This window comes from Aquabacter albus, assembly GCF_040049275.1.
Classification (GTDB): Bacteria; Pseudomonadota; Alphaproteobacteria; order Rhizobiales; family Xanthobacteraceae; genus Aquabacter.
The window spans coordinates 224,949-251,598 of record NZ_JBDZDT010000004.1 but is presented as its reverse complement, the minus strand read 5'-3'; the positions used below and the strand labels follow the sequence as shown (position 1 = coordinate 251,598).

General features: G+C 67.4%; 26 protein-coding genes. 5 read left to right on the top strand and 21 right to left on the bottom strand.

The window, feature by feature from the left end; genetic code table 11:
• Positions 1-106: 106 nt before the first annotated feature.
• The 8 genes from ABLE91_RS10915 to ABLE91_RS10880 form a co-directional block, all read right to left on the bottom strand.
• Positions 107-847 (bottom strand): SDR family oxidoreductase, encoded by a 741-nt coding sequence (locus tag ABLE91_RS10915; RefSeq protein ID WP_348930843.1) that lies wholly within the window; start codon positions 845-847, stop codon positions 107-109.
• 93 nt (positions 848-940) lie between these two features.
• Positions 941-1,918, bottom strand: coding sequence for a Bug family tripartite tricarboxylate transporter substrate binding protein (locus tag ABLE91_RS10910; protein WP_348930842.1), 978 nt, complete (start codon positions 1,916-1,918; stop codon positions 941-943).
• A 70-nt stretch (positions 1,919-1,988) separates the two neighbouring features.
• On the bottom strand, positions 1,989-2,687 hold the full coding sequence (locus tag ABLE91_RS10905; protein WP_348930841.1) for a 4-carboxy-4-hydroxy-2-oxoadipate aldolase/oxaloacetate decarboxylase: 699 nt from the start codon (positions 2,685-2,687) through the stop codon (positions 1,989-1,991).
• A complete protein-coding gene (locus ABLE91_RS10900; protein WP_348930840.1) occupies positions 2,684-3,406 on the bottom strand; it encodes a PIG-L deacetylase family protein in 723 nt (240 codons plus the stop codon). Before ABLE91_RS10900 ends, ABLE91_RS10905 begins: the two co-directional genes overlap by 4 nt.
• Positions 3,407-3,428: 22 nt before the next feature.
• The gene (locus ABLE91_RS10895) at positions 3,429-4,544 is read right to left on the bottom strand and encodes a 4-oxalomesaconate tautomerase (protein WP_348930839.1); all 1,116 of its coding nucleotides are present in this window, start codon (positions 4,542-4,544) and stop codon (positions 3,429-3,431) included.
• A 16-nt stretch (positions 4,545-4,560) separates the two neighbouring features.
• Positions 4,561-5,436, bottom strand: a complete 876-nt coding sequence (locus tag ABLE91_RS10890; protein ID WP_348930838.1) for an amidohydrolase family protein — start codon at positions 5,434-5,436, stop codon at positions 4,561-4,563.
• The gene (locus ABLE91_RS10885; protein WP_348930837.1) at positions 5,433-6,278 is read right to left on the bottom strand and encodes an NAD(P)-dependent oxidoreductase; all 846 of its coding nucleotides are present in this window, start codon (positions 6,276-6,278) and stop codon (positions 5,433-5,435) included. Before ABLE91_RS10885 ends, ABLE91_RS10890 begins: the two co-directional genes overlap by 4 nt.
• 168 nt (positions 6,279-6,446) lie before the next feature.
• Entirely contained in the window at positions 6,447-7,337 is an 891-nt protein-coding gene (locus ABLE91_RS10880; RefSeq protein WP_348930836.1) for a LysR family transcriptional regulator, read from the bottom strand.
• Between the two features lie 140 nt (positions 7,338-7,477).
• Here ABLE91_RS10880 and ABLE91_RS10875 point away from each other — a divergent pair, with 140 nt between their 5' ends.
• The 3 genes from ABLE91_RS10875 to ABLE91_RS10865 all read left to right on the top strand — a co-directional run bounded on the left by ABLE91_RS10875 (position 7,478) and on the right by ABLE91_RS10865 (position 11,871).
• Entirely contained in the window at positions 7,478-8,515 is a 1,038-nt protein-coding gene (locus tag ABLE91_RS10875) for an AI-2E family transporter (protein WP_348930835.1), read from the top strand.
• 25 nt (positions 8,516-8,540) lie between these two features.
• The gene (locus ABLE91_RS10870; protein ID WP_348930834.1) at positions 8,541-9,866 is read left to right on the top strand and encodes an amidase; all 1,326 of its coding nucleotides are present in this window, start codon (positions 8,541-8,543) and stop codon (positions 9,864-9,866) included.
• 226 nt (positions 9,867-10,092) lie between these two features.
• Positions 10,093-11,871, top strand: coding sequence for a sensor domain-containing phosphodiesterase (locus tag ABLE91_RS10865; RefSeq protein WP_348930833.1), 1,779 nt, complete (start codon positions 10,093-10,095; stop codon positions 11,869-11,871).
• 47 nt (positions 11,872-11,918) lie between these two features.
• On the opposite strand, the gene ABLE91_RS10860 is transcribed toward ABLE91_RS10865, so the two are convergent.
• Positions 11,919-12,551, bottom strand: a complete 633-nt coding sequence (locus ABLE91_RS10860) for a formylglycine-generating enzyme family protein (RefSeq protein WP_348930832.1) — start codon at positions 12,549-12,551, stop codon at positions 11,919-11,921.
• A 24-nt stretch (positions 12,552-12,575) separates the two neighbouring features.
• A complete protein-coding gene (locus ABLE91_RS10855; RefSeq protein WP_348930831.1) occupies positions 12,576-13,685 on the bottom strand; it encodes an aldo/keto reductase in 1,110 nt (369 codons plus the stop codon).
• 171 nt (positions 13,686-13,856) lie between these two features.
• On the opposite strand from ABLE91_RS10855, the gene ABLE91_RS10850 reads away from it, so the two are divergent.
• The gene (locus tag ABLE91_RS10850; RefSeq protein ID WP_348930830.1) at positions 13,857-14,723 is read left to right on the top strand and encodes a helix-turn-helix domain-containing protein; all 867 of its coding nucleotides are present in this window, start codon (positions 13,857-13,859) and stop codon (positions 14,721-14,723) included.
• Between the two features lie 157 nt (positions 14,724-14,880).
• Here the strand turns inward: ABLE91_RS10850 and ABLE91_RS10845 are convergent, their stop codons facing one another.
• From ABLE91_RS10845 to ABLE91_RS10825, 5 genes are all read right to left on the bottom strand, one after another.
• Complete coding sequence (locus ABLE91_RS10845) at positions 14,881-16,239, bottom strand: MmgE/PrpD family protein (protein WP_348930829.1); 1,359 nt, start codon at positions 16,237-16,239, stop codon at positions 14,881-14,883.
• Between the two features lie 52 nt (positions 16,240-16,291).
• Positions 16,292-17,476, bottom strand: a complete 1,185-nt coding sequence (locus ABLE91_RS10840) for a 2-methylaconitate cis-trans isomerase PrpF family protein (RefSeq protein ID WP_348930828.1) — start codon at positions 17,474-17,476, stop codon at positions 16,292-16,294.
• 105 nt (positions 17,477-17,581) lie between these two features.
• Complete coding sequence (locus ABLE91_RS10835) at positions 17,582-18,337, bottom strand: GntR family transcriptional regulator (protein WP_348930827.1); 756 nt, start codon at positions 18,335-18,337, stop codon at positions 17,582-17,584.
• 136 nt (positions 18,338-18,473) lie between these two features.
• Positions 18,474-19,460 carry a Bug family tripartite tricarboxylate transporter substrate binding protein gene (locus tag ABLE91_RS10830; RefSeq protein WP_348930826.1) on the bottom strand — a complete coding sequence of 329 codons (987 nt, stop codon included), beginning with the start codon at positions 19,458-19,460 and terminating at the stop codon, positions 18,474-18,476.
• Positions 19,461-19,561: 101 nt separating this feature from the next.
• The gene (locus ABLE91_RS10825) at positions 19,562-20,341 is read right to left on the bottom strand and encodes an N-acyl homoserine lactonase family protein (protein WP_348930825.1); all 780 of its coding nucleotides are present in this window, start codon (positions 20,339-20,341) and stop codon (positions 19,562-19,564) included.
• A gap of 178 nt (positions 20,342-20,519) precedes the next feature.
• Here ABLE91_RS10825 and prpB point away from each other — a divergent pair, with 178 nt between their 5' ends.
• Positions 20,520-21,464: a methylisocitrate lyase gene (prpB, locus tag ABLE91_RS10820; RefSeq protein WP_348930824.1), complete on the top strand. Its 945-nt coding sequence runs from the start codon at positions 20,520-20,522 to the stop codon at positions 21,462-21,464.
• A 14-nt stretch (positions 21,465-21,478) separates the two neighbouring features.
• Here prpB and ABLE91_RS10815 read toward each other — a convergent pair whose 3' ends face one another.
• The 6 genes from ABLE91_RS10815 to ABLE91_RS10790 all read right to left on the bottom strand — a co-directional run bounded on the left by ABLE91_RS10815 (position 21,479) and on the right by ABLE91_RS10790 (position 26,611).
• A complete protein-coding gene (locus tag ABLE91_RS10815) occupies positions 21,479-21,877 on the bottom strand; it encodes a YciI family protein (protein WP_348930823.1) in 399 nt (132 codons plus the stop codon).
• A 77-nt stretch (positions 21,878-21,954) separates the two neighbouring features.
• Positions 21,955-22,692, bottom strand: coding sequence for an ABC transporter ATP-binding protein (locus tag ABLE91_RS10810; RefSeq protein WP_348930822.1), 738 nt, complete (start codon positions 22,690-22,692; stop codon positions 21,955-21,957).
• Positions 22,673-23,398, bottom strand: a complete 726-nt coding sequence (locus ABLE91_RS10805; protein WP_348930821.1) for an ABC transporter ATP-binding protein — start codon at positions 23,396-23,398, stop codon at positions 22,673-22,675. The genes ABLE91_RS10810 and ABLE91_RS10805 overlap by 20 nt, the downstream gene beginning before the upstream one ends.
• Positions 23,395-24,402 carry a branched-chain amino acid ABC transporter permease gene (locus ABLE91_RS10800; protein WP_348930820.1) on the bottom strand — a complete coding sequence of 336 codons (1,008 nt, stop codon included), beginning with the start codon at positions 24,400-24,402 and terminating at the stop codon, positions 23,395-23,397. The genes ABLE91_RS10805 and ABLE91_RS10800 overlap by 4 nt, the downstream gene beginning before the upstream one ends.
• Complete coding sequence (locus ABLE91_RS10795; RefSeq protein ID WP_348930819.1) at positions 24,399-25,274, bottom strand: branched-chain amino acid ABC transporter permease; 876 nt, start codon at positions 25,272-25,274, stop codon at positions 24,399-24,401. Before ABLE91_RS10795 ends, ABLE91_RS10800 begins: the two co-directional genes overlap by 4 nt.
• 68 nt (positions 25,275-25,342) lie before the next feature.
• Positions 25,343-26,611, bottom strand: a complete 1,269-nt coding sequence (locus tag ABLE91_RS10790) for an amino acid ABC transporter substrate-binding protein (RefSeq protein ID WP_348930818.1) — start codon at positions 26,609-26,611, stop codon at positions 25,343-25,345.
• Between the last annotated feature and the right edge of the window lie 39 nt (positions 26,612-26,650).

The window sequence follows — 26,650 nt, the reverse complement described above, 5'->3', positions numbered from 1 at the left end:
TGGCCGGGCTTGACCTGGCCATCTCCCCGGCTTCCAGGCGCGGATGGAGATGCCCGGGTTAAGCCCGGGCATGACGGCCTTATGGGAATATGCGAGCCTTACGGCGTCAGCGCCCGCCAGCCACGTCGATGAAGCTGCCGGTCACGTAGGAGGAGGCGTCGCTGAGCAGCCAGATGACGGCCTCCGCCACCTCCTCGGCGGTGCCGGCGCGGCCGAGCGGCATTTTCGAACCCAGGTCCAAGGCCCGCGTGGCGTAGCCGCCGCTGGCGTGGATCTCGGTGTCGATCAGGCCGGGCCGCACCGCATTCACCCGCACGCCGTCGGGACCCAGTTCCTTCGAGAGGCCGAGGGCCAGGGAATCGGTCGCGCCCTTCGAGCCGGCATAGTCCACATATTCCCCGGGCGAGCCGAGGCGGGCGGCGACGGAAGAGACGATGACGATGGAGCCGCCCTTCGCGTTCTTCGTGAGGTGGCGCGCCGCCTCGCGGGCGCAGAGATAGGCGCCCAGCACGTTCACCTCGAACATTCGGCGCAGGCGCTCGACGCTCATGTCCTGGAGCTTGGAGGCGGGCGCGACGATGCCGGCATTCACCACCACGCCGTCCAGCGGACCCAGCGCCTCGGTGGCCTGCGCGAACATGCGGATCACATCCGCCTCCACCGCCACGTCGCCCTGGATGGCGACGGCTTTGACGCCAGCGCGCTCGGCCTCCCTCACCACCTCGGCGGCGGCATCGGCATCGCGGACATAATTCACCGCCACCGACCAGCCGAGCCGTGCGGCCTTCAGCGCGGTGGCGCGGCCGATGCCCCGGCTGCCGCCGGTCACGAGAATCGTCTTGCCCATCTCCCAGTCCTCCATGGCGTCTTGTTTCAAGATCCATGAAGCAAGGAAGAGGCGGCGGCAATCCTCGACCGGACCGTCGCCGCCCCGATCACATCACTGCTTCTCGATGCCGGCCTTGTCGATCACCGCCGACCATTTGGCGATGTCGGACGTCAGGCGCTCCTGAAGCTCCTGGGGGGTCGACGCCTTGGCCTCGATGCCCAGCTCCAGCAGGCGCTTCTTCACCTCGGGCATGGCGACGACCTCGCGGATCGCCTTGTTGAGGATCTCGATGATCTCCTTCGACGTGCCGGCGGGGGCGAAGATGGCGTTCCAGGAGGTGACGTCGAAGCCCTTCACGCCGCTTTCGTCCACCGAGACGAGGTCGGGCAGCACTTCCGTGCGATGGTTGCCCGAGGTGGCGATGGCGCGGATCTTCTTGTCGCCCAGCATGGCCTTCGCGGAGGCATAGCTGTCGATCATCAGGTCCACGTCGTTGCGGGTCGTCGCAATGATGAGATCCGGCGTGTTCTTGTAGGGCACGATGGTGAAGTCGATGCCCGCCATGGACTTGAACAGCTCGGCGGAGAGGTTCTGGGTGGAGCCTACATTCACCGTGCCCACATTGAGCGCGCCCGCATTGGCCTTGGCGAAGGCGACCAGGTCCTGCACGGACTTGTACTTGGACGAGGCGTTGGTGAGGAACAGGAAGTCGAAATAGCCGAGCGTCGAGACGGGCTCGAAATCCTTCACCGGGTCGAAGGGCAGCTTCTTGAACAGCGGCACGGAGATGGCCGTGCCGTTGCTGAACAGCGCCAGGGTGTAGCCGTCCGTCCCGCCCTGGAGCGCGGCGCGGGCCGCGGTGATGCCGCCGGCGCCGGGCTGGTTGTCGATGATGAACTGCTGGCCGAGTTTTTCGGACAGCTTCTCGGCCACCACGCGCACGGTGATGTCGGCGATGCCGCCCGGGCCGAAGGGGATGACGATGCGCACGGTGCGCGTCGGGTAGGTGGCCTGCGCCATGGCGGGGGCCGCTGCGCCTATGGCCAGGGCGAGCGCGCAGCCTGCGAGGAACTTCTTGAAGATGGTCATTGCTTTCCTCTCTCGGATGAAGGGCGGCGCCGGTTGCGCCGGCGTCCGGGTCGGTTCAAAGGGGTACGGCTCAGGCATCTTCACCGGGCAGGTCGTCCACATAGACGAGGCCGGCGGCGGCCAGCGGCTCACGCATCTTGTACATGTCGAGGCCGAGAATGCCGGAGGCGAGCTTCGCCCGCTTCTCGCCCTCGTTCGCCTCGCGCGCGGCGGCTTTCTCCGCCACCTCGGCGGCGCGGGCGCGGGGAACGACGACCACGCCATCATCGTCCGCCACCACCACGTCGCCGGCATTCACCAGCGCGCCGGCGCAGATCACGGGCACGTTCACCGAGCCGAGCGTCGCCTTCACCGTGCCCTTGGCGGATACCGCGCGGGGCCACACGGGGAAGCCCATCTCGGTGAGGGTCTTCACGTCCCGGCAGCCGGCATCGATGACGAGGCCCACAGCGCCGCGCGCCTTGAAGGAGGTGGCGAGGAGATCGCCGAACATGCCGTCCGTATTGTCGGCGGTGCAGGCCACCACCACGATATCGCCGGGCTTGATCTGCTCGGCGGCCACATGGAGCATCCAGTTGTCGCCGGGCTGGGCGAGCACGGTGATGGCGCTGCCCGCCACCTGCGCGCCCGCATAGATGGGCCGCATATAGGTCTTCATCAGGCCGAGCCGGCCCATGGCCTCATGGACGGTGGCGACGCCGAAGGAGGCGAGCGCATCGATGATGGCCTGATCGGCCCGGCGGACGTTGCGGACGACGAGGCCGGTCATGCCAGCTCCTCCACGATCATGGGGAAGACCCGCTGATAGGCTTCGCCATAGGTCATGGCGCGCCCGGAATTGCGCCCACCCTGGACGCCGCGGTTGAGCGCGACGCGGGTGTAGTAGTCCCAGAGGTGCTTCTGCGCCGCGAGCACCTCGAACGCCTTGTGCTTGGTTTCCCACACATCGGTGATGTTGAGGATGACGTTGGGCTTGAAATCGCACTGTTCGGGCTGGTGGGGCTCGAACAGGAAGACGGGAGGCGCGGAATAAGCGCGGGTCGGGTCCGGCTTGTGGCCCGCTGCCTGGGCGATGATGCGGGCGTCCTGCGCGAAGCGGGTCGCCTCGGGGTGGTCCATATTGTAGGGGTCGGCCAGCGCGTGGGTCAGCACGAAGGCCGGCTTCTCCTCGCGATAGATGTCCACCATGCGGTCGAACATGGCGTCGGTGAGCTTCAGCGGGTAGTCGCCGGCATCGAAGAACTCGATCTCGGCGCCGAGGATGGATGCCGCCTCCTGCGCCTCCGCCTTGCGCTGCGCCTTCACCTCTTCGAGCTTCACACCCGCCGTCTTCCAGGCGAACTGGCTCTCGCCGCGCTCGCCATAGGACAGGCACACGATCTTCACCCGGTAGCCCTTCTTCGCGTGCAGCGCGATGGCACCACCGGCGCGCCAGACGAAGTCGCCGGGATGGGCGGTGACCACGAGGGCCGTCTTCTTCTCGGACATGGAAGCCTCTTTCCTGAAATGATTACTCGGCCGCCAGCGGGCGGGCAGCTGCGCTCATGGCTTTCGCCGGAATCAGCACGCTGCCGTCGAACAAAGCGCGCGCCGTGCGCAGCAGGCCGGCGCGCTCCACCACGGGCTTTTCCACCGTGCCGCCCAGCTCGATGCGCACGGTGAACTCGCCGGTGGGATGTTCCACGGAGAGCGTCTTCACCGCGCCCTCCGGCAAGACCGCCACCCTGTGCGCGGGTGAGCCGGGCAGGGTCGCCGCGGTCGCCACCGTCACCGCCGCGAACACGCCGATGGAGGCGTGGCATTCGTGGGGGATGAAGGAGCGGGTGGAGAGGTGCCCGCCCTTGGAAGGCGCGGACACCAGGATCATCTTCGGCACCACCTTGGAGGTGACGTCGCCGAGATTCATCAGCGGGCCGGCCGCGAGGCGGATCTCCTCCAGCCGCGCTTTCAGCTCGGTGTCCTTGTCCAGAGCATCGCGGCTCTCATAGCCGGTGCGGCCGACCGAGGAGGCCGCGAGCACCACGCAGGGCATGCCATTGTCGATGAGAGTCACGTCCACGCCCGCGACAGTGTCCACCACGTTGCCCGTGGGCAGGAGCGAACCGCAGACCGAGCCGGCCGCGTCGAGGAAGTCGATGGGGATGGGCGCGGAGGTGCCAGGCACGCCGTCGATGCGCGCATCGCCGTCATATTCCACGAAGCCGTCCGGGGTCTGCACGGTCAATTCGGCGATGGTGCCGGTATTGACCGTGCGCACCTTCACGCGGGTCTCGGGCCCCGCCGCCTTCACCAGTCCCCGCTCGATGGCGAAGGGTGCGACGCCGGCGAGGATGTTGCCGCAATTGGGCGTGGTATCCACCAGCGGCTTGTCCACCACCACCTGGCAGAACAGGAAGTCGATGTCGCAGCCCTCAAGCGTCGAGCGCGAGACGAGCGCCACCTTGCTGGTGAGCGGGTGGGCGCCGCCCACGCCGTCCACCTGGCGCGGGTCCGGAGAGCCCATGGCGGCGAGCAGCGCCGCGTCGCGCGCGGACGGCTCGGACGGCAGGTCCGACGCCAGGAAATAGGCGCCCTTGGACGTGCCGCCGCGCATGAGCATGCAGGGGATCGAGACCTGGCGGGCCATGGGCGCCTCCTCTCTCTTAGCTGTCGAAGCCGAACAGGCGGGCCGGATTGTCCACCAGGATCTTCCGCTGAAGCTCGGGCTCCGGCGCGAACAGCGGGACGATGTCCACGAGGTCGCCGTCGTTCGGCATCACTTTCACATTGGGGTGTGGCCAATCGGTGCCCCAGATGATGCGGTCGGGCGCGGTTTCCGCCAGTTTGCGGGCGAACGGCACCGCATCGTGGAACGGCGCGCCGGCGGAGGAGACGCGCTCCGAGCCGCACACCTTCACCCAGCATTTCTCGTCGGACGCCAGCAGGTCCACCAGGATGCGGAACGGCTCCTGGTCGAGCCCGTCGGACGCCTTCACCCGGCCCATATGGTCGATGGTGTAGGGCACCGGCAGGCGCGAGAGCATGGGGGCGTATTCGGGCAGGTCGATCGCGTCGAAATGCAGGTCGATGTGCCAGCCGAGCGGCGCCACCATGGAAACGAGGCGGTCGAACACCTTCATGTCCGGCACGCCGCCGAGATGGCGCACGAAGTTGAACCGGCAGCCGCGGAAGCCGCCTTTGTCCAGCGCCTCCAGCCCCTTCTCGTCGATGGAGCCGTCGAGGTTGGCTACAGCGCGATAGGCGCCGTTGCTCTGGGCGATGGCGTCCAGCGCCACGCGATTGTCGGTGCCGTGGACGCTGGCATTCACGATCACCGCCCGCTCCACGCCGATCTTGGCGTGCAGCGCGCGAAACATCTCCAAAGGCGCGTCGGGGGGCGTGTAGGAACGGTTCGGATCGTAGGGGTAGAGGTGCCCCGGCCCGAAGATGTGGCAATGGGTGTCGCAGGAGAGCGGCGGCAGCTTGAACTTCGGGGTACGCGTATCCGGGTCCGGCCCCGGAATGGACTTGATGGTCATGCGCGAACGGCTTTCTTTTCCGGTTCGGGAATGGGTTGGGTGGCGCCGCGCTCCTGCGCTTCGGCAACCGCACGCACGAGCGCGTCGTTGAGGCCGAGATCGGCCACCATGTCGGCGGCCTCGCGCATCTCGGCGGCGCGGCGCACGCCGTGCTGGCGCACGCGCCCCGCCATGGTCTCGGCGAGCCTGGCGAAATCGACGCCCGGGAACGTGTCTTCGAGGGAGGCGTAGACCTCAGCCTCCACATCCCACGCCTTGGCGGAGCGGGCGCAATCGATGATCAGCGCCTCGATGCCCTTGATCATGATGGAGCGGCAGAGCTTCATGGCCGAGGCGCGACCATGGGTGTCGGACACCGGGCACACATTCATGCCGAGGGCGTTCAGCATGAGCGCCGCAGCCTTCGCCCGCGGCCCGCCGGCAAGGATCGGCACATTGAGGCGCGGCGCCGGCACAGGCGCCATGACGGCGCCTTCCACATAATGCGCGCCGGAGGCTTCCACGGCCCGGGCGGCCATGCGCTTGGTCTCCGGAGAGGCTGAATTCACGTCGAAGAAGAACTGGGCGGGCTTCAGATGCGCGGCGGCCGCTTCGGCGACAGCCAGCACCGAAGACGCAGTGACGGCCGAGATGACAATGTCGGCGCCCGCGATGGCGTCGGCGGCGCTCTCCGCGATCCGGACGCCGGATGCGGCTGCCTTCTCACGCAGAGCGGGCGCGAGGCTCGGATCGTCCAGCTTGATGTCATAGGTGGCGACGGTGGGTGCACCGGCCTTCTTCAGGTCGGCGGCAAAGATGCCGCCTACCTCGCCGAAGCCGATGAGGGCGATGCTGACAGCCATGCGACGTCCTCCCGCGATCCAGGTTCTTCGTTGGACCGGACCTTGGGCGGAGTTGACTCATGAATCAAATGACATGATTTCAGAGTTTTATGAATAATATGCATATATGGGCCTGGCGTCCCCTCTCCCGCTTGCGGGGAGAGAGCCGATCCAGCTTCCCGAAAGATGCTACCCCCGTAGCCGCGCCTTGATGAGCCTGAGCATGAACTTCGCCGGGTCCGACAGCGAATGCCCGCGCCGCGTGATCACCCCCAGCGAGCGTGTGACGGACGGATTGCGCAATTGCAGCGCCACCAGCCCCGGCGTGCCGCCGATATGCATGGCGAGCTTCGGCACCACGGTGAGCCCGATGCCCTCCGCCACCATGCTGGCCGCCGTCTGCACATGCTGCACCTCGTAGCGCCAGTTCAGCGTCTCGCGCCGGCTGCCCAAGGCATCGTCGATCAGCGCACGGTTGCCGGCCTGGGGGCTGATGCGGATGAGCGGCGTGCCTTCGAGCTGCGACCAGTTCACCGAGCCGAGGCTGGCGAAAGGATGGCTCTCGCGGCAGAGCAGCACGAACGGCTCCTTGCGGATGGGCGCGATGTCGAGGTCCCAGGCATGGACGGAGACGATGCCGATGCCGAACTCCGCCTCCCCCTTCTGCACCAGGAGGGCGATCTCGGAGGCGGAATTGTCGTAGATCTTCACCGCCACGTCGGGATAGCGCTCGCGGAAGGCGGAGAGCGCCTGGGGCAGATGGTAGGCCGCGATGGTGGGCAGGCAGCCGAACGCCACCCGTTCCTGCCGCTCATGAGCCTGCCCGCGCAGGGATTGAATCTCGCTCTCCAGCTCCGCCATCAGCCGCCGCGCCTTGGGCAGGAGGTCCTGCCCGGCGGAGGTGAGCGTGATCTGCCGCGTGGTGCGCGCCAGGAGCTGGACGCCCAGATCCTCCTCCAGCTTGCGCATGCGGTGGCTGAGCGCGGTCTGGGAGAGATTGAGATGGGCCGCCGCGCGCAGGAACGAGCCGCGCTCGGCGATGGCGACGAAGGCCTCCAACCCTAGGAAATCAACCCGCATGGGGTGTCGTCGGCGCTTTGAGTGTCACGACGCGAAATAATCATCCGCCGTCCCCGCATGCAAGCTGCGGGGGGCGTGCTCATTGACATCGCCCGCCGCGCACGGCCCACTCCGGCCGAAGCAGCGATTTGGGGGACCGGATGTCGGGTGGGCGTGCAGCGGGAGTCCTCATCGGCATCATCGCGGCCATCGCCATCTGCGCCGCGCTGTCTTTGGCCGAAACGCTGCTCGTGCCCATCGCCTTCGCCTTCTTCATCATGGCCATCGTCTGGCCGCTGCAGAAGGCGCTCCAGGCCCGCCTGCCCAAGATGGTCGCGGTGCTCCTCACCCTCATCATCACCTTGGCGGTGGTGGGCTCGATCCTGTCCACCATCGTGTGGGGGCTCGGCCATGTGGGGCAGTGGATCTTCAACAATGTGGCGCGTTTCCAGGCCATCTACGTGGAGGCCGCGGACTGGCTGGAAAGCCACGGCTTCGTCATGGCCGGCCTGTTCACCGAGCATTTCGACGTGCGCTGGATGCTGCGGGCAGTGCAGGAGGTCTCCACCCGCCTGAACAGCCTCGTGGCCTTCCTCATCTTCACCTTCATCTATGTGCTGCTGGGCCTGCTGGAACTGGACGCGCTGCGCAGCCAGGTGGCCCGGCTGGAGCGGCGCGACACCAGCGCCTTCCTCCTCGCCGCCGGTGCGGATGTGGCCGCCAGGCTCCAGAAATACATGCTGGTGCGCACCCTCATGAGCGCCGCCACCGGGCTCGTCGTCTGGGCCTTCACGCTGGCTGCGGGGCTGGAGCTCGCCACCGCCTGGGGCGCCATCGCCTTCGCCATGAACTACATTCCCTTCATCGGCCCGTTCGTCGCCACCATGCTGCCCACCACCTTCGCCTTGGCGCAGTCGGGATGGGAGCTGGCGCTCGTGGTGTTCGTGTGCCTGAACGTGATCCAGTTCCTCTCGGGCAGTTATCTGGAGCCGCGCATCGCCGGCAAGGCGCTCTCCGTCTCACCTTTCATGGTGCTGTTCGCCATATTCTTCTGGAGCTTCCTGTGGGGCCTGCCGGGCGCCTTCATCGGCGTGCCCATCCTCATCGCCGCGCTGACGGTCTGCGCCCACAGCGCCTCGGCGAAATGGGTGGCGGACCTGCTCTCCGGCCGGGAAGCGCCGGAAGCGGCTGTATACTGACACGTCCACTGGAAGGAAGCAGAGCGTGCGCGTCCCTTCTTACGCCGAGCAGACCCCCACCTTCGCCTCAGGGCATTCCTCCCCGGACGACATGCTGAAGCGCAGCCTTGCGCGGATCGATGAGCGCGAACCGGAGGTGAAGGCCTTTGTCCATCTCGCGCGGGAGAGAGCTTTACGCGAGGCGGAAGAGGCGACGCGGCGCTGGCACGAAGGAAAGCCACGCTCCCCCATCGACGGCCTTGTGGTCGCCGTGAAGGACATCATCGAGACCGAGGACATGCCCACCGGCCAGGGCTCGCCCATCTGGACCGGCTTTGAGACGCGGCGCGACGCCGCCTCCGTCCAGGCGCTGCGCGAGGCGGGGGCGATCATCCTCGGCAAGACGGCCACCACCGAGTTCGCCGCCACCGAGCAGAACGCGCCGACCGCCAATCCGCATGATCCCAGGCGCACGCCGGGCGGCTCCAGCAGCGGGTCCGCGGCGGCCGTGGGCGCGGGCATGGTGCCGGTGGCGCTGGGCAGCCAGGTGGTGGGTTCCACGCTCCGCCCCGCCAGCTATTGCGGCTGCATCGGCTTCAAGCCCAGCTACGGCACGCTGAACCGCAGCGGCACCTACGACCATCTCAGCCAGAGCTGCGTCGGCCTGTTCGGCCAGACGCTGGAGGACATCTGGGCGGTGGCGCAGGCCATCGCCACACGGGTGGGCGGAGACCCCGGCGAGCGCCCGCTCACGGGACCCGAAACCCTTCCGGCGGCCCGGGCGCCGAAGCGCGTCGCAGTGCTTGAGACGGCCGGATGGGCGAAGGCGACGCCGGGCGCCGTGGAAGCCTTCGAGGCGGAACTGGCCCGCCTTGCCGCCCATGGCGTGGAAGTGGTCCACCGCACCATGGATGGCGCGGTGGAGCGCCTGGAAGAAGCTCTCTCCGGCGCCTTTCCCCTCACCACGCGGATCAATGCCTGGGAGATGCGCTGGCCTCTCGCGGGCTATGTCCGAAGCCATCCGGAGGGCGTCAGCGCCGCCATGCGCCGGCGCCTCGTCGAGGCCGAAGCCATGACACCAGCGGACTATGCCGCCGCGCTCGAAGACCGCACCCACGTCCGCGAGATTTTCGCCGACACCCTGTCGCGATTCGACGGAGCGGTGGCGCTTGCGGCCACCGGTGCCGCGCCTCTGGGGCTCGGCTATACCGGCGACCCCGTCATGAACGTGCCGGCCTCCCTTCTCGGTGTCCCAGCCATTTCGCTGCCGCTTCTTGAGGACCAGGGCCTGCCGCTCGGTCTGCAGGTGATGGGCCTTGCCGGAGAAGATGCAGCCTTGATGGGGCTCGCCGCCTGGCGCTGGACGCTGTGAGACTGACGATCGGGGGGAGAAACCCGCTCTGCAAACGACGAGTGTCGCCCCATTATACTACCTTTGATATTCATCGTCGGACAGCCGGCCTCCTTCGACCGTTCAATTGTCGACAAAGACGATCATTTATGGGCGTGCAGCACCTTGGAGGGCTTCTCCCACGCCCGGCGTCGTGTCACGCTCCAGCATGAGCTGGCACGGCTCGGGGCAGGGCGGACAATCGGACATGCGTCGCGCGGTGATCGAAAACGAGGAAGCGCGGCTGAACGCCCTGCGGGACCTCCATCTTCTCGATACGCCCCCCAGCGAGAGCTTCGACCGCATCACCCGGCTCGCCAGCCGCCTCTTCAACTCTACCGTCTCCGCCGTTTCGCTCACCGATAGCGACCGGCAATGGTTCAAGTCCCGGGTGGGGGTCGAACTTGCGGAAATCCCGCGCTCGGAGGCCCCCTGCGCCTATGCGTTGACGAGCGACGAAGTGTTCGTCGTGTCCGACATGCGCGAGGATCCTCGCTTCAAGGACGGAATCCTGGCCCAGGCGGGGATCCGCTTCTATGCCGGCGCGCCCTTGATCACGCGCGAAGGCTATGGGCTCGGCACCCTGTGCGTGATCGACGACAAGCCGCGCGATTTCACGCGGGAAGACCGCGAAGCGCTCGCCGACCTCGCGGCCATGGTGATGTCGCAGGTCGAACTCCAGAACGCCCTCGGCTGCATCGATTCCACCAGCGGACAGGCGAACGAGAACCAGCTGTTCCAGGACCTGGAGGACCTCGCCAAGCGCGCGCCCGGCGAGACGCGCACCGCCCTTCTGGTGGAGTTCGCCTCCCTTTCGCAGGTGAACCACGGCCAGCGCGTGCTGGGCGCCACCTACACGGCCTTCATCCGCCAGGGAACCGAACGCATTCGCTGCCTGCTGGGTGACTTGCGGGTCTACCATGTCGGCCCCGCACGCTGCGTGGTCGTGCTTGGCGAGGTCGGGCCGGAGGAGTGGCGCAAGATCGTGGACGACCTCGTCAAGGGATTGCGGATCACCATCACCTGCGCCGCCATCCCTTTGACGCCCCAGCCGGTGTTCGGCGTCTATGCCTTCCAGGTCGATGCCGTCGCCCCCCGCGACGTGCTGCGCCGGCTCTTCAATGCCGCGGACGATGCCCGCGGCAGCGGCGAGCAGGCCGCCACCTACAATGTGGGGCAGGACCTCGCGCACCAGCGCCGGTTCCAGCTGCTGAACGAGATCGGGCCGGCGCTGGAACACCCCGACGAACTCCGGCTGGTCTATCAGCCGCGCGTCGAGCTTCGCCAGGGCCGCTGCGTCGGGGCCGAGGCCCTGCTGCGCTGGCGCCACCCGACGCTGGGCGACGTGCCCCCGGCGGAATTCATCCCCCTGGTGGACGACACGGCCTTCACCGGGCCCGTGACCGACTGGGTGCTCGATAACGCCATCCGGCAGCGCGCGCTCTGGAGCAAAGCCGCCAACCTCCGCCGGGTCTCCATCAATGTCTCCGCGCGGAACCTGGAGGACGCGCACTTCACGGAGCGGCTCGCCGCGGTCCTGGAGCGCCACGGCGTGACGCCCGGCGCCATCGAGCTGGAATTCACCGAGAGCGTCATGCTGACACGCAGCACGCGCATCCTGAACGAGGTTGCGGCCCTGCGGGAGCTGGGGGTCGTCATGTCCATTGACGATTTCGGCACCGGCTATAGCTGCCTGTCCTATTTGCAGCGCCTGCCCATCGACCTCATCAAGATCGACCGCTCCTTCGTCTCGCAGCTCGTCACCAACACCTATGACCAGAAGCTGGTGCGCGCGCTCATCACCATGGCTCACGACCTCGGCTACGATGTGGTCGCGGAAGGGGTCGAGACCCGGGAAACCTACGACATCCTGGTCTATTGGGGCTGCGATGAGGCCCAGGGCTATTTCATCTCCCATCCCCTGCCGCCCGGCGAGATGCAGCCGTGGGTATACCCGCAAAAAGTCGCGCCCTCTCAGGCCTCATAGGCGCAGCGGAAACCGACATAGACCGCATAGAAGTCGGCGGCTTTCCACTACATGGAGGCGGCCCGCGTCTGGTCCGCCCCGTACCACCAGGAACCGCCCGCCGTCAGGGCTTCCCCGCCGCGCCGGTCGGCAAGCCATTCCCAGACATTCCCGCCCATGTCGTATAGGCCGTTGACGCCTTGCCGCGTCACGCCCGCCGGGGCGTGCCTGGGCCACGCATCGCCCGTGGACAAGTTCATGCCGGCGGGGTCGTCCCCCACGGGAAAGGCATAGGTGCGCCCGCGCTCATAGCCACTGGGCGGGGTCTCGCGCATCTCCGTATAGGCCGCCTGCCGCCACTCGGCGGCGGTGGGCAGACGCCCGCCCACGAAGGCGCAATAGTCCCGCGCTTCCACCCAGGTGACATGGACCGCCGGATCGCCCGGCGCGCCGGGCGTGCCCGAGGGTGCGAGATAGGTCCAACCGGGCTGACGGACCCAGCCGCCCTCGAACTCGAAGCCCCCGCCCGATTCCTCCGCCGTGGTGCGCTGGCCGCGCGCGGCAAGGAAGCGGCCGAAAGCGGCGATGGTCACCTCGGTCCGGTCGATGGCCAAGGGGCCGAGCACCACGCGGTCCTGCGCCTGCCCGAACGCGGTGGGAACGAAGCCCATCACCCCCGCCATTGCCAATGCCAAGCGCATGACCGCCTCCTCCCGATGCCGCCTTCAGCTCAGGCGCTGCCGGAGCTGCCCCTGGGAGCGGCGGATGAGCCCCTGATACATCTGCGCCTTGCCAGGATACCAGGGCACGCTGGCGATGCGGTCGAAGCCGGGAAGGCCCTCCATGTGCCGAACCATGCGCTGGCGCATCTGCGCATCCGGCAGGGGACCGCGCAGGGCGCCCACATTCTCCGCCGCGTGGGCCGGGTCCGAGGTGGCCGCCAGCGTGCAGGTGACGGCGGGGTGCGAGATCACCCATTTCAGGAAGAATTCCGCCCATGTCTGTGCGCCGAACTCCCTGGCGAAATCCGGCAGCGGCCGGCCTTGCACCACCTGGAACAGGCGCGCCTTCTCGAACGGCATGTTGGTGAACACCGCAATCCCCTTGTCCCGCGCAGTCGGCAGGATGCGCTGCTCGGCGGCGCGGTTGAAGATGGAATAGTTCACCTGGACGATGTCGAGATTCCCCGCCTCCACGAGCTGCGCCAGGGGCTCGTGATAGGGATTCTCGAAATGGGAAACGGCGGTGTAGCGGATGAGCCCTTCCTTCTTCCAGGCGCGCAGGTAAGGCAGCATCAGATCCACGTTCACGAGGCTGTGGACGTGCATGACGTCGATGGTCTCCTTCCAAATCGCCCGCTGGGAGAGTTCGAGGCTGCGCCGCGCATGGCTCTCATCGCCGAGATATTCGCCCGTCGCCCAGACCTTGTTGGCGATGAACATGCGCTCCGTGATGCCGAGCGCGGCGCCGAGCTGGCCGACGCTGTATTGCGCGGAACCATAGAGCGGGGACGTGTCCACCACCCGCGCGCCGGCATCGAAATAGGTCTTCATGACATCGCGCAGATTGTCCCGCTTCGCGCCCGGCAGCAGGTCGAAGACGATGAAGGTGCCGAGCCCCAGCGCCGGGATCGCCTCGTTGCTGGAGGGAATGGTGCGCGTGATGACCGGCTGGGACGAAGCGCCGCCGGACGGGGCTGCGGGCGCATTCGTCTGCGCCTGCGCAATGCCGGCGGCGAGCGGCGCCGCGGCCATGGCGGTGGCGAGCGCGCCGACCGCCGATGCCCCGAGGAAGCTGCGGCGGTCCGTGGTGAATTCGGGCTTTGGGGCGTCCATGGTTCATCTCCGCGTCTCGGCTGGATGCCGTGCCCTCTGAGATGCGCCCGGCGGCGGCAACCGTCGCGCCGGATCCTGCTCACGATGATCTGATCCTGACGTTACGACATGCACCTTGCCATTTGTCCGCCTGCCGGTAGGTGCAAGGGAGGGGCGCGAAAGGATGACGGCATGGCGCAGGCGCTCACCGAAGGGGCGATCGGCGGACGGCTCAGCACGCCGGCGGACGGCCGCAGGCGGCGCGACTGGACCGGCGGCAGCTTCGAGACCGCGCACCGTCCCCTGACGGCGCTGGTGGAAGGCGAGATCCAGTCCTCCCGCCACCTCGTCATGGTGACCCTGCGGGGCGGCGCCGATCGCCATGAGATCTGGGCCGATGGCGGGCACCATTATGACGGCCCCGACCGCCCGGGCTCCGCCTCCTTCCTCCCCGCCGGCGCCGAGCGGCGGCTGCGGCTGCACAATGTGGCGTGGCGCTGGGCGGCGCTTGCGCTCCTGCCGGATGAGACGGTGGCGCTTGAGACGATCCGGCCGGTGAGCGGCGTGGAGGACCGTTTCCTGTTCGGTCTTCTCTCCGAGCTGGAGCGGCTCGATGTGCTCGATGGCGGGCTCGACGCCACCTATTGCGACACAATGGGGCTCGCCGTGTCCCATTACGTCGCGCGCCGGTTCGGGGCGGCGCCGGCTGAGGCGGGTACGCCGCCGCCCTTGCCCGCATGGCGGCTGCGCCGTGTCACCGATTATGTGGATGCGCGGCTCGCAGATCCGATCCGCGTGGCCGAGCTGGCCCAGTGCGCGGACCTCTCCGCCGGCCATTTCCACCGCGCCTTCCGCGCCACCACGGGGCAGACGCCCCTCGCCTTCATCCAGCACCGGCGCGTGGACGCAGCCATGCAACTGCTGGCGAAAGGGGAAACCTCCATCATGGACATCGCCTTGGAGGTGGGTTTCATCAGCCCCGCCCATTTCGCGCGCGTGTTCCGCGCGCTCACGGGGCAGACGCCGTCGGAATTCCGCAGGCGCCACGCGGTCGACTAGGCTGGATCGACATTCAGAGCCGACCCCGCCGCTTTCTCCCTCCCCCCTTGCGGGGGAGGGGGTTACGGTGCTGCTGAATGTCGATCGGTCCTAGGCGCTGGCAAAGAAAAAGGGGCGGCCTTCCGGCCGCCCCCTTGTTGCTTCCCTGCACTCCCGCTCAGGCGGCCGCGCGGCTCGGCACCGTGGCCTCGATGAGGCCGCTGATGTTCGGCAGCTCCTCGACCTTCGCGATCAGCGCGATCAGCCGCGCCACACCGTCCTGGCCGATGACCGGATCGCCCAGCATGTGGACCTTCCGGTTCATCTCTTCCTCGGTCATGGGGTTGGCGATGGAGCCGCGCGGGTGGTCCACCTGAGAGGTCAGCACTGCACCGCCGGCCGTCTTGACCTCCAGCGCGCAGGACACGCCGCGCGGCAGGCTCTCGTCCGGCGTCACCACCAGCATCTCGGAGAGGCGCAGCACGTCCGGGTTCTTCAGCTTGTCGTTCTGGTACTGGGGCGGCAGCGCCCCGCCTTCCAGCAGCGCGATGGCCACCGAATAAGGCAGGCTCACCTGCGCCTCATGATAGGTCGCGGGATGGGTGTTGAGGTGATAGTGCGCCCAGGCCGGGTGCCGGCGCATGGACATCGAGGTGATGGCCGAGACCGGCTCCTTAAGCTGGGCGCGCACCGCCAGCGCCGTGTCGATGGCGTTGTGGATGGGCCGGGCGCAGCTATAGGGCTTGTACTCGATGTCGATGGGGAATTCGGTGCCGAGGCCCTTGGTCAGGGCGCCCACATCGAACTCGTCGGTGAAGACTTTGCAGAAGCCGCGCTCGCCCTCAAAGATGGTGGCAGCGCCGGTATAGCCGAGCTTGGCCATCTGCGCGGCGGTGACGCCGTTGCGGGCAGCGGGGCCGGGATTGAAGCGCTTCTGCATGGAGGGGCCGTACATCTCCATGAGGCCGGAGGCCTGCGCGCCGGCAAGGCCGAGGGCCGAGACGGTCTGTTCCTTGTTGAGCTTCATCAGCCGGGCGGCGGCGATGGTGGCGCCGAACACGCCGCAGGTGGGCGTGGTGTGGAAGCCGCGATTGCGCAGGGAAAAGTTCGTCGCATTGCTGGCGCGGGCCATCATCTCGCAGCCGGCGACCACAGCCGCGAGGAATTCCGCGCCGCTCGACTTCTCACGCTCGGCAGCGGCGAGAGCCGCAGAGACCACCGGCGGGGAGAAATGATAGAGCGCCAGGATGTCCACGTCGTCCAGCTCGATGGAGTGGGACGCGATGGCGTTGGCGAAAGCGCCGTGGACCGCCGGCACCTTGCCGCCATGACCGATAATGGTGTTCTCGGCCTTGCCGCCGATCTCTTCGGCAAAGCGCGCGGCGATCTTCGCGCTGTCGGTGCGGCTGCCGCCGAGGGCGACGCCGAGATAGTCGCGCACCAGGGTCTTCGCGTCGGCGAGAGCCTTGGCCGGAATATCGCTGACCTTCAGGTTGACGAAGTGATCCGCAAGGGTCTCGGCTGCTGTCTCAGTCATGGGGCGCTCCGTTTCTTGATTTCAGTAAATGGGTGGGCGGCGTCACGCGCGCTCAGTGGTCGTGGCCAGCGGCGCCGTTGCCCTCGGGCACGAAGACGTAGCCTTCCATGATGCGGCGGGCGGTGCGCCCGAGGGTGGCCCGGTGGACGATGTAGCCGTCGGGCGTCTTCTCGATCTGCGTCTCGGTCTCGATCACGCCGGCCGGGTGGCCGATGCGCACGGTGCCCGCATCGCGGGTCTGCATGCGGCTCGCCTCGTGCACCAGGGTTCCGGGCAGGCGGGCCGCAACGCCCGTGCACACCGTACTGGTGCCGGCATAGGTCTTGTGGGTCTGCTGCATGAACATGAGGCGGGAGACGAGGTCTACCTCGTCCTCGTGCACGTCCCCACCATTGATCTCGTTCCGGTAGGAGGCCGGCGGGGAGACGATGCCGAGGATGGGAACGGCGGGGGAATCCTCCCGCGAGCGGGCGGCGTCCTTGATCATGCCCATGCGCTGGGCCGCGACGCCGCGGATCTTCTCCAGGCGGTCGCGCAGGCCCTTGTCCGCGTCCAGCTCGGAAGGCGTCTCGGTGCCCGTGAGGCCAATGTCGCGCGCGCGGATGAAGACGTGGGCGTTGCCGATATCCACCAGCGAGGCGTCGATGGCGCCGACGCCGGGCACGTCCAGCCGGTCCACCGCATGGCCCGTGGGCAGGAGGCCGCCTGTGGCGCCGCCGGCGGTGTCGGAGAAGTTGATGAGGATCTTCGCGCCCGTGCCCGGCACGCCCGGAACCGTGTAGGAGCCCTGCTCCACCGGTCGGCCATTCTCCACCGGCACCTCGATGGTGAGCACCCGGTTGAGGTTGGTGTTGAACACGCGGACCTGGGTCATCGGCTCCTGCGGGATCACATAGCCCTCATAGATGCCGAAGGCGCCCACGGCGGAAGAGATGTTGCCGCACAGGCTGAGCCAGTCGATCTCGGGGTGGGTGATCTCCACCTGGCCGAACGTGTAGGTGAGGTGGGTGTTGGCGGCCCGGGGCTCGCCCATGCGGGGCGGGCCGATGATGGCGAGCTTGCTGGTGAGCGGGTCGGCCCCGCCGAGCCCGTCGATCTGGCGTTTGTCGGGCGAGCCGAAGACGGAGAGGATGGTGCGCGTGCGCTCGGCCTCGTCGGCGGGCAGGTCCCCTTCCTTCAGGAACACGGCCTTGCTGGTGCCGCCCCGCATGATCACGCATCTGAGCTGACGGGTCATTCTTGGTCCTCCCAAGGACTTCCGTATCTTGGTCTAACGTCGAATGTCAACAATTGGAGGCGAAGAAATGCACGCCGCCGGCCAGCGCCGGCGGGTGGCCGGGACTTACGCCTTCTGGAGCTTCGTGCGGCGCTTGGGGGCCGGTGCCTTGCTTGCGGCTACATCGGCCTGGACCGTGTCGGCCGGGGGCGCGTCGCCTTGGCTCGGATCACCCTGGATCGAGAGCAGAGCGTGCCGCAAATGGTTGCGCATGGCGCGCTCGGCGGCGTCAGGATCGCGCGCTTTCATGGCCGCGACCACCTCCTGGTGCTCCTTCAAAGCCTCCTGCGCCCGCCCCTTCCGCGAGGAGGAGCGGTAACGATAGACCCGGAGGAGGTAATAGAGATCGTCGCAGAGCATCTGGATCAGCTTGCCGCTGCGGCTGCCCTGGATGATGCGGAAGTGGAAGTCGTAGTCGCCCGGCCGCTGGTAATAGCTGTCGCCGGCCTTCAGGGCGCCGGTCTTGGCGTGACCCTCCAGCAGGCGCTCCAATTCCTCGATCTCGGCCGCGGTCATGCGCTCCGTGGCCAGCCGGCAGGCCATGCCTTCCAGGGCTTCGCGCACATACAGCAGGTCGGAAAGGTCGGACGGGTGCAGCGCGGCGACGCGGGCGCCCACATGCGGCACCCGCTCCACCAGCTTCTTGCCTTCGAGCCGGCGGATGGCCTCGCGCACCGGGCCGCGGCTGATGCCGAAGGACTTCGCCAGCGCCACCTCGTCGAGCTTGGTCTCGGGCGGGTAGTCGCCTTTGATGATGGCCTCTTCAAGCCACTCGAACGCACGATCTGCCAGGGTCCTGCCACCGAACAGCGGGGGTTCCACCAAGCTCCTCCAACCACAACGAGAATCTTTGTGCCCGAGCCCGAATCAACACAGCGAATCCGGGCCGACGGAAAGTTTCTCTAGGATAGCATGCGGGCGCCCCGGATGGCATTGGCTTCCGGAGCGCCGTTCCGGCTCAGTCGGATCGGGCGTTCGAGGCCTTGGCGATGGCGCCCCAGCGGTCCAGCTCCGAGACGAGGAAGGTCTGGAACGCGGCGGGCGAAGACATGAGCATGGGCTCCATCCCGGCGTTGAGGAGCTGCTCCTTCACCTTGGGTGTGTTCACCGCCTTGACCAGGCCTTCATAAAGCTTCTGCACGACGTCCGGCGGGGTCTTGGCGGGCGCCATGATGCCGAACCAGTTCACTGCGATCAGCTTGGGCAGGCCCGCATCCGCGGTGGTGGGCACATCGGGCAGGATGGGCGAGCGCTGGTCGGCGGTCACCGCGAGCGCGCGCAGCTTGCCTTCCTTCACCAGAGGAAGGAGGCCGGCAATGTCGACGATGATCGCATCCACATGGCCGCCCACGGTATCGACGATGGCCGGTCCCGCGCCCTTATAGGGCACGTGCAGGACATCGGCGCCCGAGGTGGTCTTGAACAGTTCGATGGCGAGGTGCGGAAGGCCGCCATTGCCCGAGGAGGACACGGTAAGCTGGCGCTTCTTGCCCAGCGCCACCAGTTCCTGGAGCGTCTTGGCCTCGACCTTGGGATTGATCGCCACCAGCTCCGGCGTCATGGCCACGGTGGTGATGCCGACGAAATCCTTGAGCGTGTCATAGGGGATGTTGGGGTAGGTGAAGGGGCTGATGGCGAGCGGGCTCGCGCTGCCCAAAGTGATCGTGTAGCCGTCCGGCGCGGACCGCGCGACGAATTCGGTGCCGATGGTGGCATTGGCGCCCGGGCGGTTGTCCACCACCACCGGCACGCCCATGACCTCGCTGAAGGCGGGTGCGATGATGCGCGCCACCACGTCGTTCGAGCCGCCCGGCGGGAAGCCGACCACCAGCTTGATGGGCTGCGAGGGGAATGGCGCGGCGTCCGCCTTGGTCGCAACAAGACCGAAACCGGCAAGCAATGCCGCCGCGCAGACAAAACCGCGGCGCGTCAATGGCCCAAGCATCGTTTCCTCCCCATGCCGTCGTTTGGCCCCGTGAAGGGGCTCCTTCCCCATACCATGGGGCATAGGTGTATAATGTCAACAGTAAGATGTGCGGCGCAATATCAGTCGAGCCGCACGGCGATGCCCTCAAGCTCCGGGGAGACGGCGGGGAAGCGCTCCATCACCTGGGGGTCGTGGCCGGGGATGATCTTGTCCTCGCTCCCGGCGAGGCGCCGCATGGCGCGGTAGCCGTCCAGCGTCTTGCCCACGTTGAACACGAGGCGGAAGGGGTTGTTGCGCTGGAAGTTCTCGTAATAGTGGCTGGCATCGGACGCGAGGATGAACCAGCCGCCCCGCGTGCGGACGCGCACGAACTGGAGACCCGCCGTATGGCCGCCGGCGGGATGGACGGTCACGCCATCCGCGATCTCGTCCATGCCCTCGTGAAATTCGATCCGCCCCGTATAATTGAGCCGCAGCGCGCCCACCATGTGGTCGAACTCATAGGCTCGGCCGCAGCAGGCATGGCGCATGTAGCGGCCGGTAGCGAAGGCCATCTCGGCATCCTGGAGGTGGAACTGGGCAGCGGGGAACTTGTCGAGATTGCCCGCATGGTCGTTGTGGAGATGGGTGAGGATCACGTCGCTCACCTCTTCCGGCTGGATGCCGATGTCCCGCAGCGTCTCCACCGGGCAGCGCAGGAAGGTGCGGCCGCGCCGCTCCCCCACCGCTTTGTCGAAGCCGGTATCCACGACGATGGTTCGGTTGCCCTTGCGCAAGGCCCAGATGAAATAGTCCATGCCCATGGGGCCGTCATGCGGGTCCGCGTCCAGGAAGGTGGCGGCGCGGGTGGAGGCCCGCGTGGCATAACGGATGGCGTAGACTTCGTAGATGTCGTCCATGCGGCTCCTCCCGAGGCCCCGGCGCCCTTGCCCGGCGCGGCGGTTTGCCTGTGAAGGACTGGAGATGACATTACACGCGTCTATCGTCAAATGTTGACATTTGGCTGCGACCTCTGCTTGTTTCAGGGCGAAGAGGGTGCACGGCGGATGCCGGAGCGCCGTGCGTGGAGACCCGACGATGCCGTATCTTGTCGCAACCGATTCCAGCCCCAAGGCACCGGGCCATCGGTTCCGCGACCTGCTCGCCCGGCCGGGCATCCTCCAGATGCCCGGGGCGCATAACGGCATGGCCGCGCTCCAGGCGCGGCAGGCCGGGTTCGAGGCGCTCTACCTCTCCGGCGCTGCCATGACCGCCTCCATGGGCCTGCCGGACCTCGGCATCATCACCGTGGACGAGGTGTCCTTCTTCATCCGCCAGCTGGTCCGCTCGGCGGACCTGCCGGTGCTGGTGGATGGGGACACGGGCTATGGCGAAGCGCTCAACGTGATGCACATGGTGCGCGTGTTCGAGGATGCGGGCGCCGCCGCCGTGCAGATCGAGGACCAGCTCCTGCCCAAGAAGTGCGGCCACCTCAACGACAAGAAGCTGGCCGACGCCCACGATTTCGCGGCCAAGGTCGCCGCCGCCGCCAAGGCCCGCCGCCACCTCTACATCATCGCCCGCACGGATGCGGCGGCGAGCGAGGGCATCGAGGGCGCGGTGGCACGGGCGAACCTCTATCTCCAGGCCGGTGCCGATGCCATCTTCCCCGAAGCGCTGACCGACGCGGGCATGTTCCGGGAATTCGCCCACCGCATGCCCGGGGTGCCGTTACTCGCCAACATGACCGAGTTCGGCCGCACGCCCTTCTTCACCGCGGAAGAATTCGAGGCCATGGGCTACAAGATGGTGATCTGGCCGGTCTCCTCGCTGCGCGTGGCGGCGAAGGCGCAGGAAGTGCTCTACGCCACTCTGAAGAAGGACGGCGGCACGCAGAACATGCTGGACCGCATGCAGACCCGCGCCGAGCTTTACCGCACCATCGGCTATGAGGATTACGAGGCGCTGGACGAGAGCATCGTGCGCACCATCGTTCCCGAGGGCATGCCGCAGAAGTCCCCGGAGCTCAGCCCTCACAAGTGAGGCGGGGGCCTTCGTCAGTCGAGCGCGAAGCGGCCGGTGGCGAAGTCGAGCTTCACCGTGAGCGTGCCTTCATTCACCAGCCAGGGACGCACGCGGTAGCTGCGAGCGCCGCTCTTGTGCATGGGGTCGGCTGCGGCGATGGCCTCGGCCTCCGCCATCGATGAGGCCCGCACAACCACCATGCCCTCACCGTCCCAGTGCTGCTCGTCGTCGGTCCAATGGGGGCCGGCGGCGAACATGGTGCCGTTCTTCTCCAGCGACTCCTGATAGTCGAGATGGCTCTTAAGGTTTGCCATCACCGGGCCCATGCCGTTCGTCGGCGTGGTGAAGACCACGTAGAGCTGCTTCGCCAGGAAGCCGCGCTCCCGGCTGATGTCCGCCACTTCCTTCGCCGTCACAACGGGCGTGCTCATGGTTTCCTCCTTGGTTTGGCCAAGCGGTGGAACGAGGAGGCGCCGGCCAACGCCGGCAAGGGAGAAGGGGTGAAGCCTCAGGCCGCTTCCAGGCCCATCATGGCGCGGCGCAGCTCTTCGGGGTCGATGCGCTCCACGCTGCGGTCGATGGTGCGGATGATGCGGCCGTGGGAGAGCACATAGGCGCGCGAGGCAAGGTCCACCGCCTGGAAGAAGCTCTGCTCCGCCATGAGGATGGTCAGGTTCTGCTTCTCCTGGAGCCCGCGCACCGCCTCGAACACCTGCGCCACCACGATGGGCGCCAAGCCCACCGACGGCTCGTCGATGATGACGAGGCGCGGCGAGGTCATGAGCGCGCGGGCGATGGCGAGGAGCTGCTGCTGGCCACCGCTCATGGTGGAGGCCCGCTGTGCGCGGCGCTCCAGCAGAAGCGGGAAGGTAGAATAGCAGAATTCGAGATTGCGCTTGAGATGCTCGCGCGCACGCGGGCAGCTTCCCGCCAGCGTCAGGTTCTCTTCCACCGTGAGGTTCGGCACGAGGCGCCGGCCTTCCGGCACCAAAGCGATGCCCTCATTGACGATGCGGTGCGGCGGCAGCTTCGCAAGGTCGATGGTGCGCCCGTCCCATTCCAGCAGGATGCGGCCGGAAGTGGGCTTCACGAAGCCGCAAATGGCGTTGAGCAGCGTGCTCTTGCCGTTACCGTTGGTGCCCAGCAGCGCGACGAACTCGCTCTCCTTCAGCTCCACCGACACGTCGTGGAGGACGGAGACGGCGCCATAGCCGGCATTGAGGTTTTCAATGACGAGCCTGTTCACCGAAATACACCTTCTGAACCAGGGGGTCGTTGGCCACCGTTTCGGGCAGGCCGTCGGCGATCAGCTTGCCCGTCTCCAGGCAGATGATGCGGTGGGAGAAGCGCATCACGGCATGCATGATGTGCTCGATCATGATCACCGCCACGCCGCTCTCATTGAGCCGCTCCAGGATGGTGAGCACGTCGTCGATTTCGCGGTCGGAGAGGCCGGCCATGGCCTCGTCGGCGATGAGCACCTTGGGCCGGCCCACCAGCGCCCGCGCCAGCTCCAGCTTGCGCAATTCGAGCTGGGTGAGCCCGCCGGCCTCGTGCTGGGCACGGCCCGCAAGCCCCACCGAGGCCAGCACCTCCATGGCGCGCCCATGGGGGTCGGCCACGTCGTGCAGGTGATCCAGCGGCACCAAAAGGTTTTCCAGCACCGTCATGCCCGTGAAGGGTTTTGGGATCTGGAAGCTGCGCGCAAGGCCCATGCGGGCGCGCTGGTGGGGCGCGAGGTTCGTCACCTTGCGGCCGAGGAACCAGACCTCGCCTGATGTGGGCGTCAGGGTGCCGGTCAGGCAATTGATGAGAGTGGTCTTGCCGGAGCCGTTGGGGCCGATAACGCCGAGCCGCTCGCCCGGCTGAAGCGAGACCGTCACAGGGCCGAGGGCCTTCAGCGAGCCGAAAACCTTCTCGACGCCTTCCACATGGAGGATGGGCTCGCTCATTTCCGCGCCCCTTTCCGGTCGAGAAGGCCGAGGATGCCGTCCGGTGCCACGGCGACGAAGCCGATCAGCACCACGCCCACCAGAAGGATGTTCAGCTCGGAGGAAATGGTGATGGTGGCCGCCTGCTGCACCGAGCCCAGGAGGATGGCGCCGATGATGGGGCCGGGCCAGGATTTCTTGCCGCCGATGAGCGGCATGGCGATGGCGTTCAGCGCCAAGGCAAGGCCGAACACCGTCTCCGGCTCGATGAAGGAGGCGTAGAACACCAAAGGCGCGCCGGTCATGGCGAGGATCGCCCCCGAAATGGCGCAGGCGGAGAGCTTCAGCTTGAAGGTGGGAACGCCCGCGCACTCCGCCGCATCCTCGGAGGCGCGCAGCGCCCGGAAGCCGCGGCCCACCCAGGAAATCTCGATCCAGCGCGCCACCACCACCGAGAGGATGGCAACGCCCAGCATCACCAGGAACATGAACTGGATCTGTCCCCCGGACCAGGACGGCGCCTCGGGCGCCATGAGCGCCATGCCGCTGGCGCCGCCGAGATATTCGAGATTGAGCACGAGGGTGTGCGCCATCACCACGAGGGCGATGGTGGCGATGGCGAAATAGACGCCCTGCACCCGCAGCGTCATGTAGCCCATGAGCAGGCCGAGCACCGCGCCCACCGCCGCCGCCGCCGGCAGGCAGAGGAAGACGGAAGCGTCGAAAGCCTTCAGCAGCACGGCGCCCGTATAGGCCCCCGCACCATAGAAGGCGGTGGCGCCGAAATTGATGTAGCCGGCATAGCCGCCGAGCACGTTCCACCCCGTGGACAGCGCCACATACTGGATGATGATGTAGGCGGCGAAGAAGACGTAAGGGTTCTCCACCGTCTGCGTCAGTGCATAGCCGCCCGCCATCACGGCGATGGCGCCCAGCGCGAACGCGATGTTGCGCAGGCCGGTGGCGCGCGACCGGGCGCGCGAGGCAGGCGCCACGGCGGGCATGAGGGAGGTGTCGGGGGTCATCGGCGGGCTCCGAACAGCCCTTCGGGCCTCAGCGCCAGGGTGGCGAGCAGGATGGAGAAGGCGACGGCGGGGGCCCAGGAGGGGCTCGCGAACGCCGAGACGAGGGATTCCGACACGCCGATGAGGATGCCCGCGGCGATGGTGCCGGGAAGCGAGCCCATGCCGGCCAGCACCACCACGGCGAAGGCGCGGCCGATCATGAGGCGCCCGCCGAACGGGTCCACGGGGCCGATGATGATGAGGGCGGCGCCCGCCACCACGGCGGTTGCGGCGGCGATGCCGAAGGCGTGGCGCTTGATCCAGCGGGGATCGATGCCGCTCACCGACAGCGCCCGCTCGTCATGGGCCACGGCGCGGATGGCGATGCCCGAATGGGTGTAGCGCAGATAGAGCCAGAGGATGAGCACCATGACCGGCGCGAGCATGGCCGGCACCAGCAGGCGATAGGGCAGCGAGAGCAGACCGATATTCAGGCTCTGGCCCACATAGGCCACGGAGACCGATTGCTGGTTGGTGCCGAACTTGATCAGCAGCGCCGTCTCCACCACCAGCGACACGCCGAAGAACAAGGTCAGCGCGTTCATCGTGTCGGCCGAGCCGCGCCGCTCGAACAGGCGGGCATAGAATTCGTAGAAGGCGAGGCCCGCCACATAGAAGGGCACGAGGGCGATCACCGCCACGAGCAGCGGGTCGAGGCCATAGGCATTGCCCACCGCCACCACATAGGCGCCTGCGATGACAAAGGCCGGGTGGGCGATGTTCGGGATGTGCAGCAACCCGAACGTCACCGCGAGCCCGAGCGCCAGCGCGGCATAGATGCTGCCGAGCATGACGCCGGTGCCGATGGCGTTCACGAACTGGTCAAGAAACACAGTCGGCGCTCCTAAGGAGGGTGAAGCGCCGGCCTGTCAGGCCGGCGCGCATGTGTCAGGCGGAACGATCAGGCGCCGCGAGCCTTCATGAAGGGCTGGATGAGATCGCCCGACTTGAGCGCCGGCGGATTGAGGATCACCTGCCGACCGGCCTGAAGGAACTGGTCCACATCATTGCCCTTCACGCCCTGGAACTGGGTCATGAGCACGCGCCGCTCGGTCCAGTCGCCCAGATCGTTGAAGGTGGCGGTGCCCACGCGGGTGCGGACCGGGTTGGCGTGGAGCCAGGTGGCCATGGCCGCGCTCTCGGTGGAGCCGGAACCGTCCACGGCGGCGGCGATCATCTCGCCGGCCACGTAATAGGAGGGCGGAATGTAGAAGCCCAGCGCGTCCAGCTTCTCCGGCACCGCGATGGCGCGGTAGCGGGTGAGGAAGCTGTTCACCGCCGCATTGGTCATGGTGGGCTCGGGCACGAACAGGTTGAAGTTCACGATGCCGTTGAGCGCGGCGCCGAGCGCCTGGAGGTTGGCCGCATATTGCGGGCCCACCATGCCGCCGCCGAACAGCTTCACGCTGTCCCCGATGCCCACTTCCGACAGGCCGCGGATGAGCGCGGTGGAGTCCGGCGGATAGGAGCAGATGAACACCGCGTCCGGCGTGGTGGCGCGCAGGTTACGCAGGATGGCGGAGAAGTCGCTGTTGTTGGGCGGGTAGCTCTGCTCGAACACCAGCTCCAGGCCCATCTCCTGGATGGCCGCCTTGCCGCCGGCGGCGGAGACCTTGGCAAATTCCACATCGGCGTTGAGGACGGCGATGCGCTTGCAGCCGGAGGCCTTGGCGATGTCGAAGAAGCCGCGCGCCCAGTTCACCTTTCCGTCCGGCCCCCAGGGGCAGGCCTGGAAGAAGCGCTCGCTCTTCACGCCGTCATTGCTCGCCAGCGTGAACATGCCCGCCATGAAGCGGTTGCGCTGCTTGATGAAGGGCATGACCGGCGCCGAGAGCACCGCGCCATAGGGCGAAAGGAGGATGTCGACCTTGTCGATGTCCACGAGCTTGGAGTAGATGCTCGGGATCTGCGCCACGGAGCTCTGGTCGTCATAGGTGACGAGCTCCACCTGGCGACCCAGCAGGCCGCCCTTGGCGTTGACGTCGTCGCGCCAGATCTGGAGGCCGACGAGGCCGGCCTTGGTGGCCGAAAGCGGCCCCGTCATGGAGAAGCTGCCGCCGATGCGGATCGGGCGGCTTTGCGCGCGCCCGGAGGTCCAGATCGCCGGAGCGGCGACGGCGAGGCTGGCGAGACCGGCAAGCTTGCCGAACTTTCTGCGAGAAACGTCCATTGTTTCCTCCCCAATTGGCCTGATCGAGGCGCTCTCTTT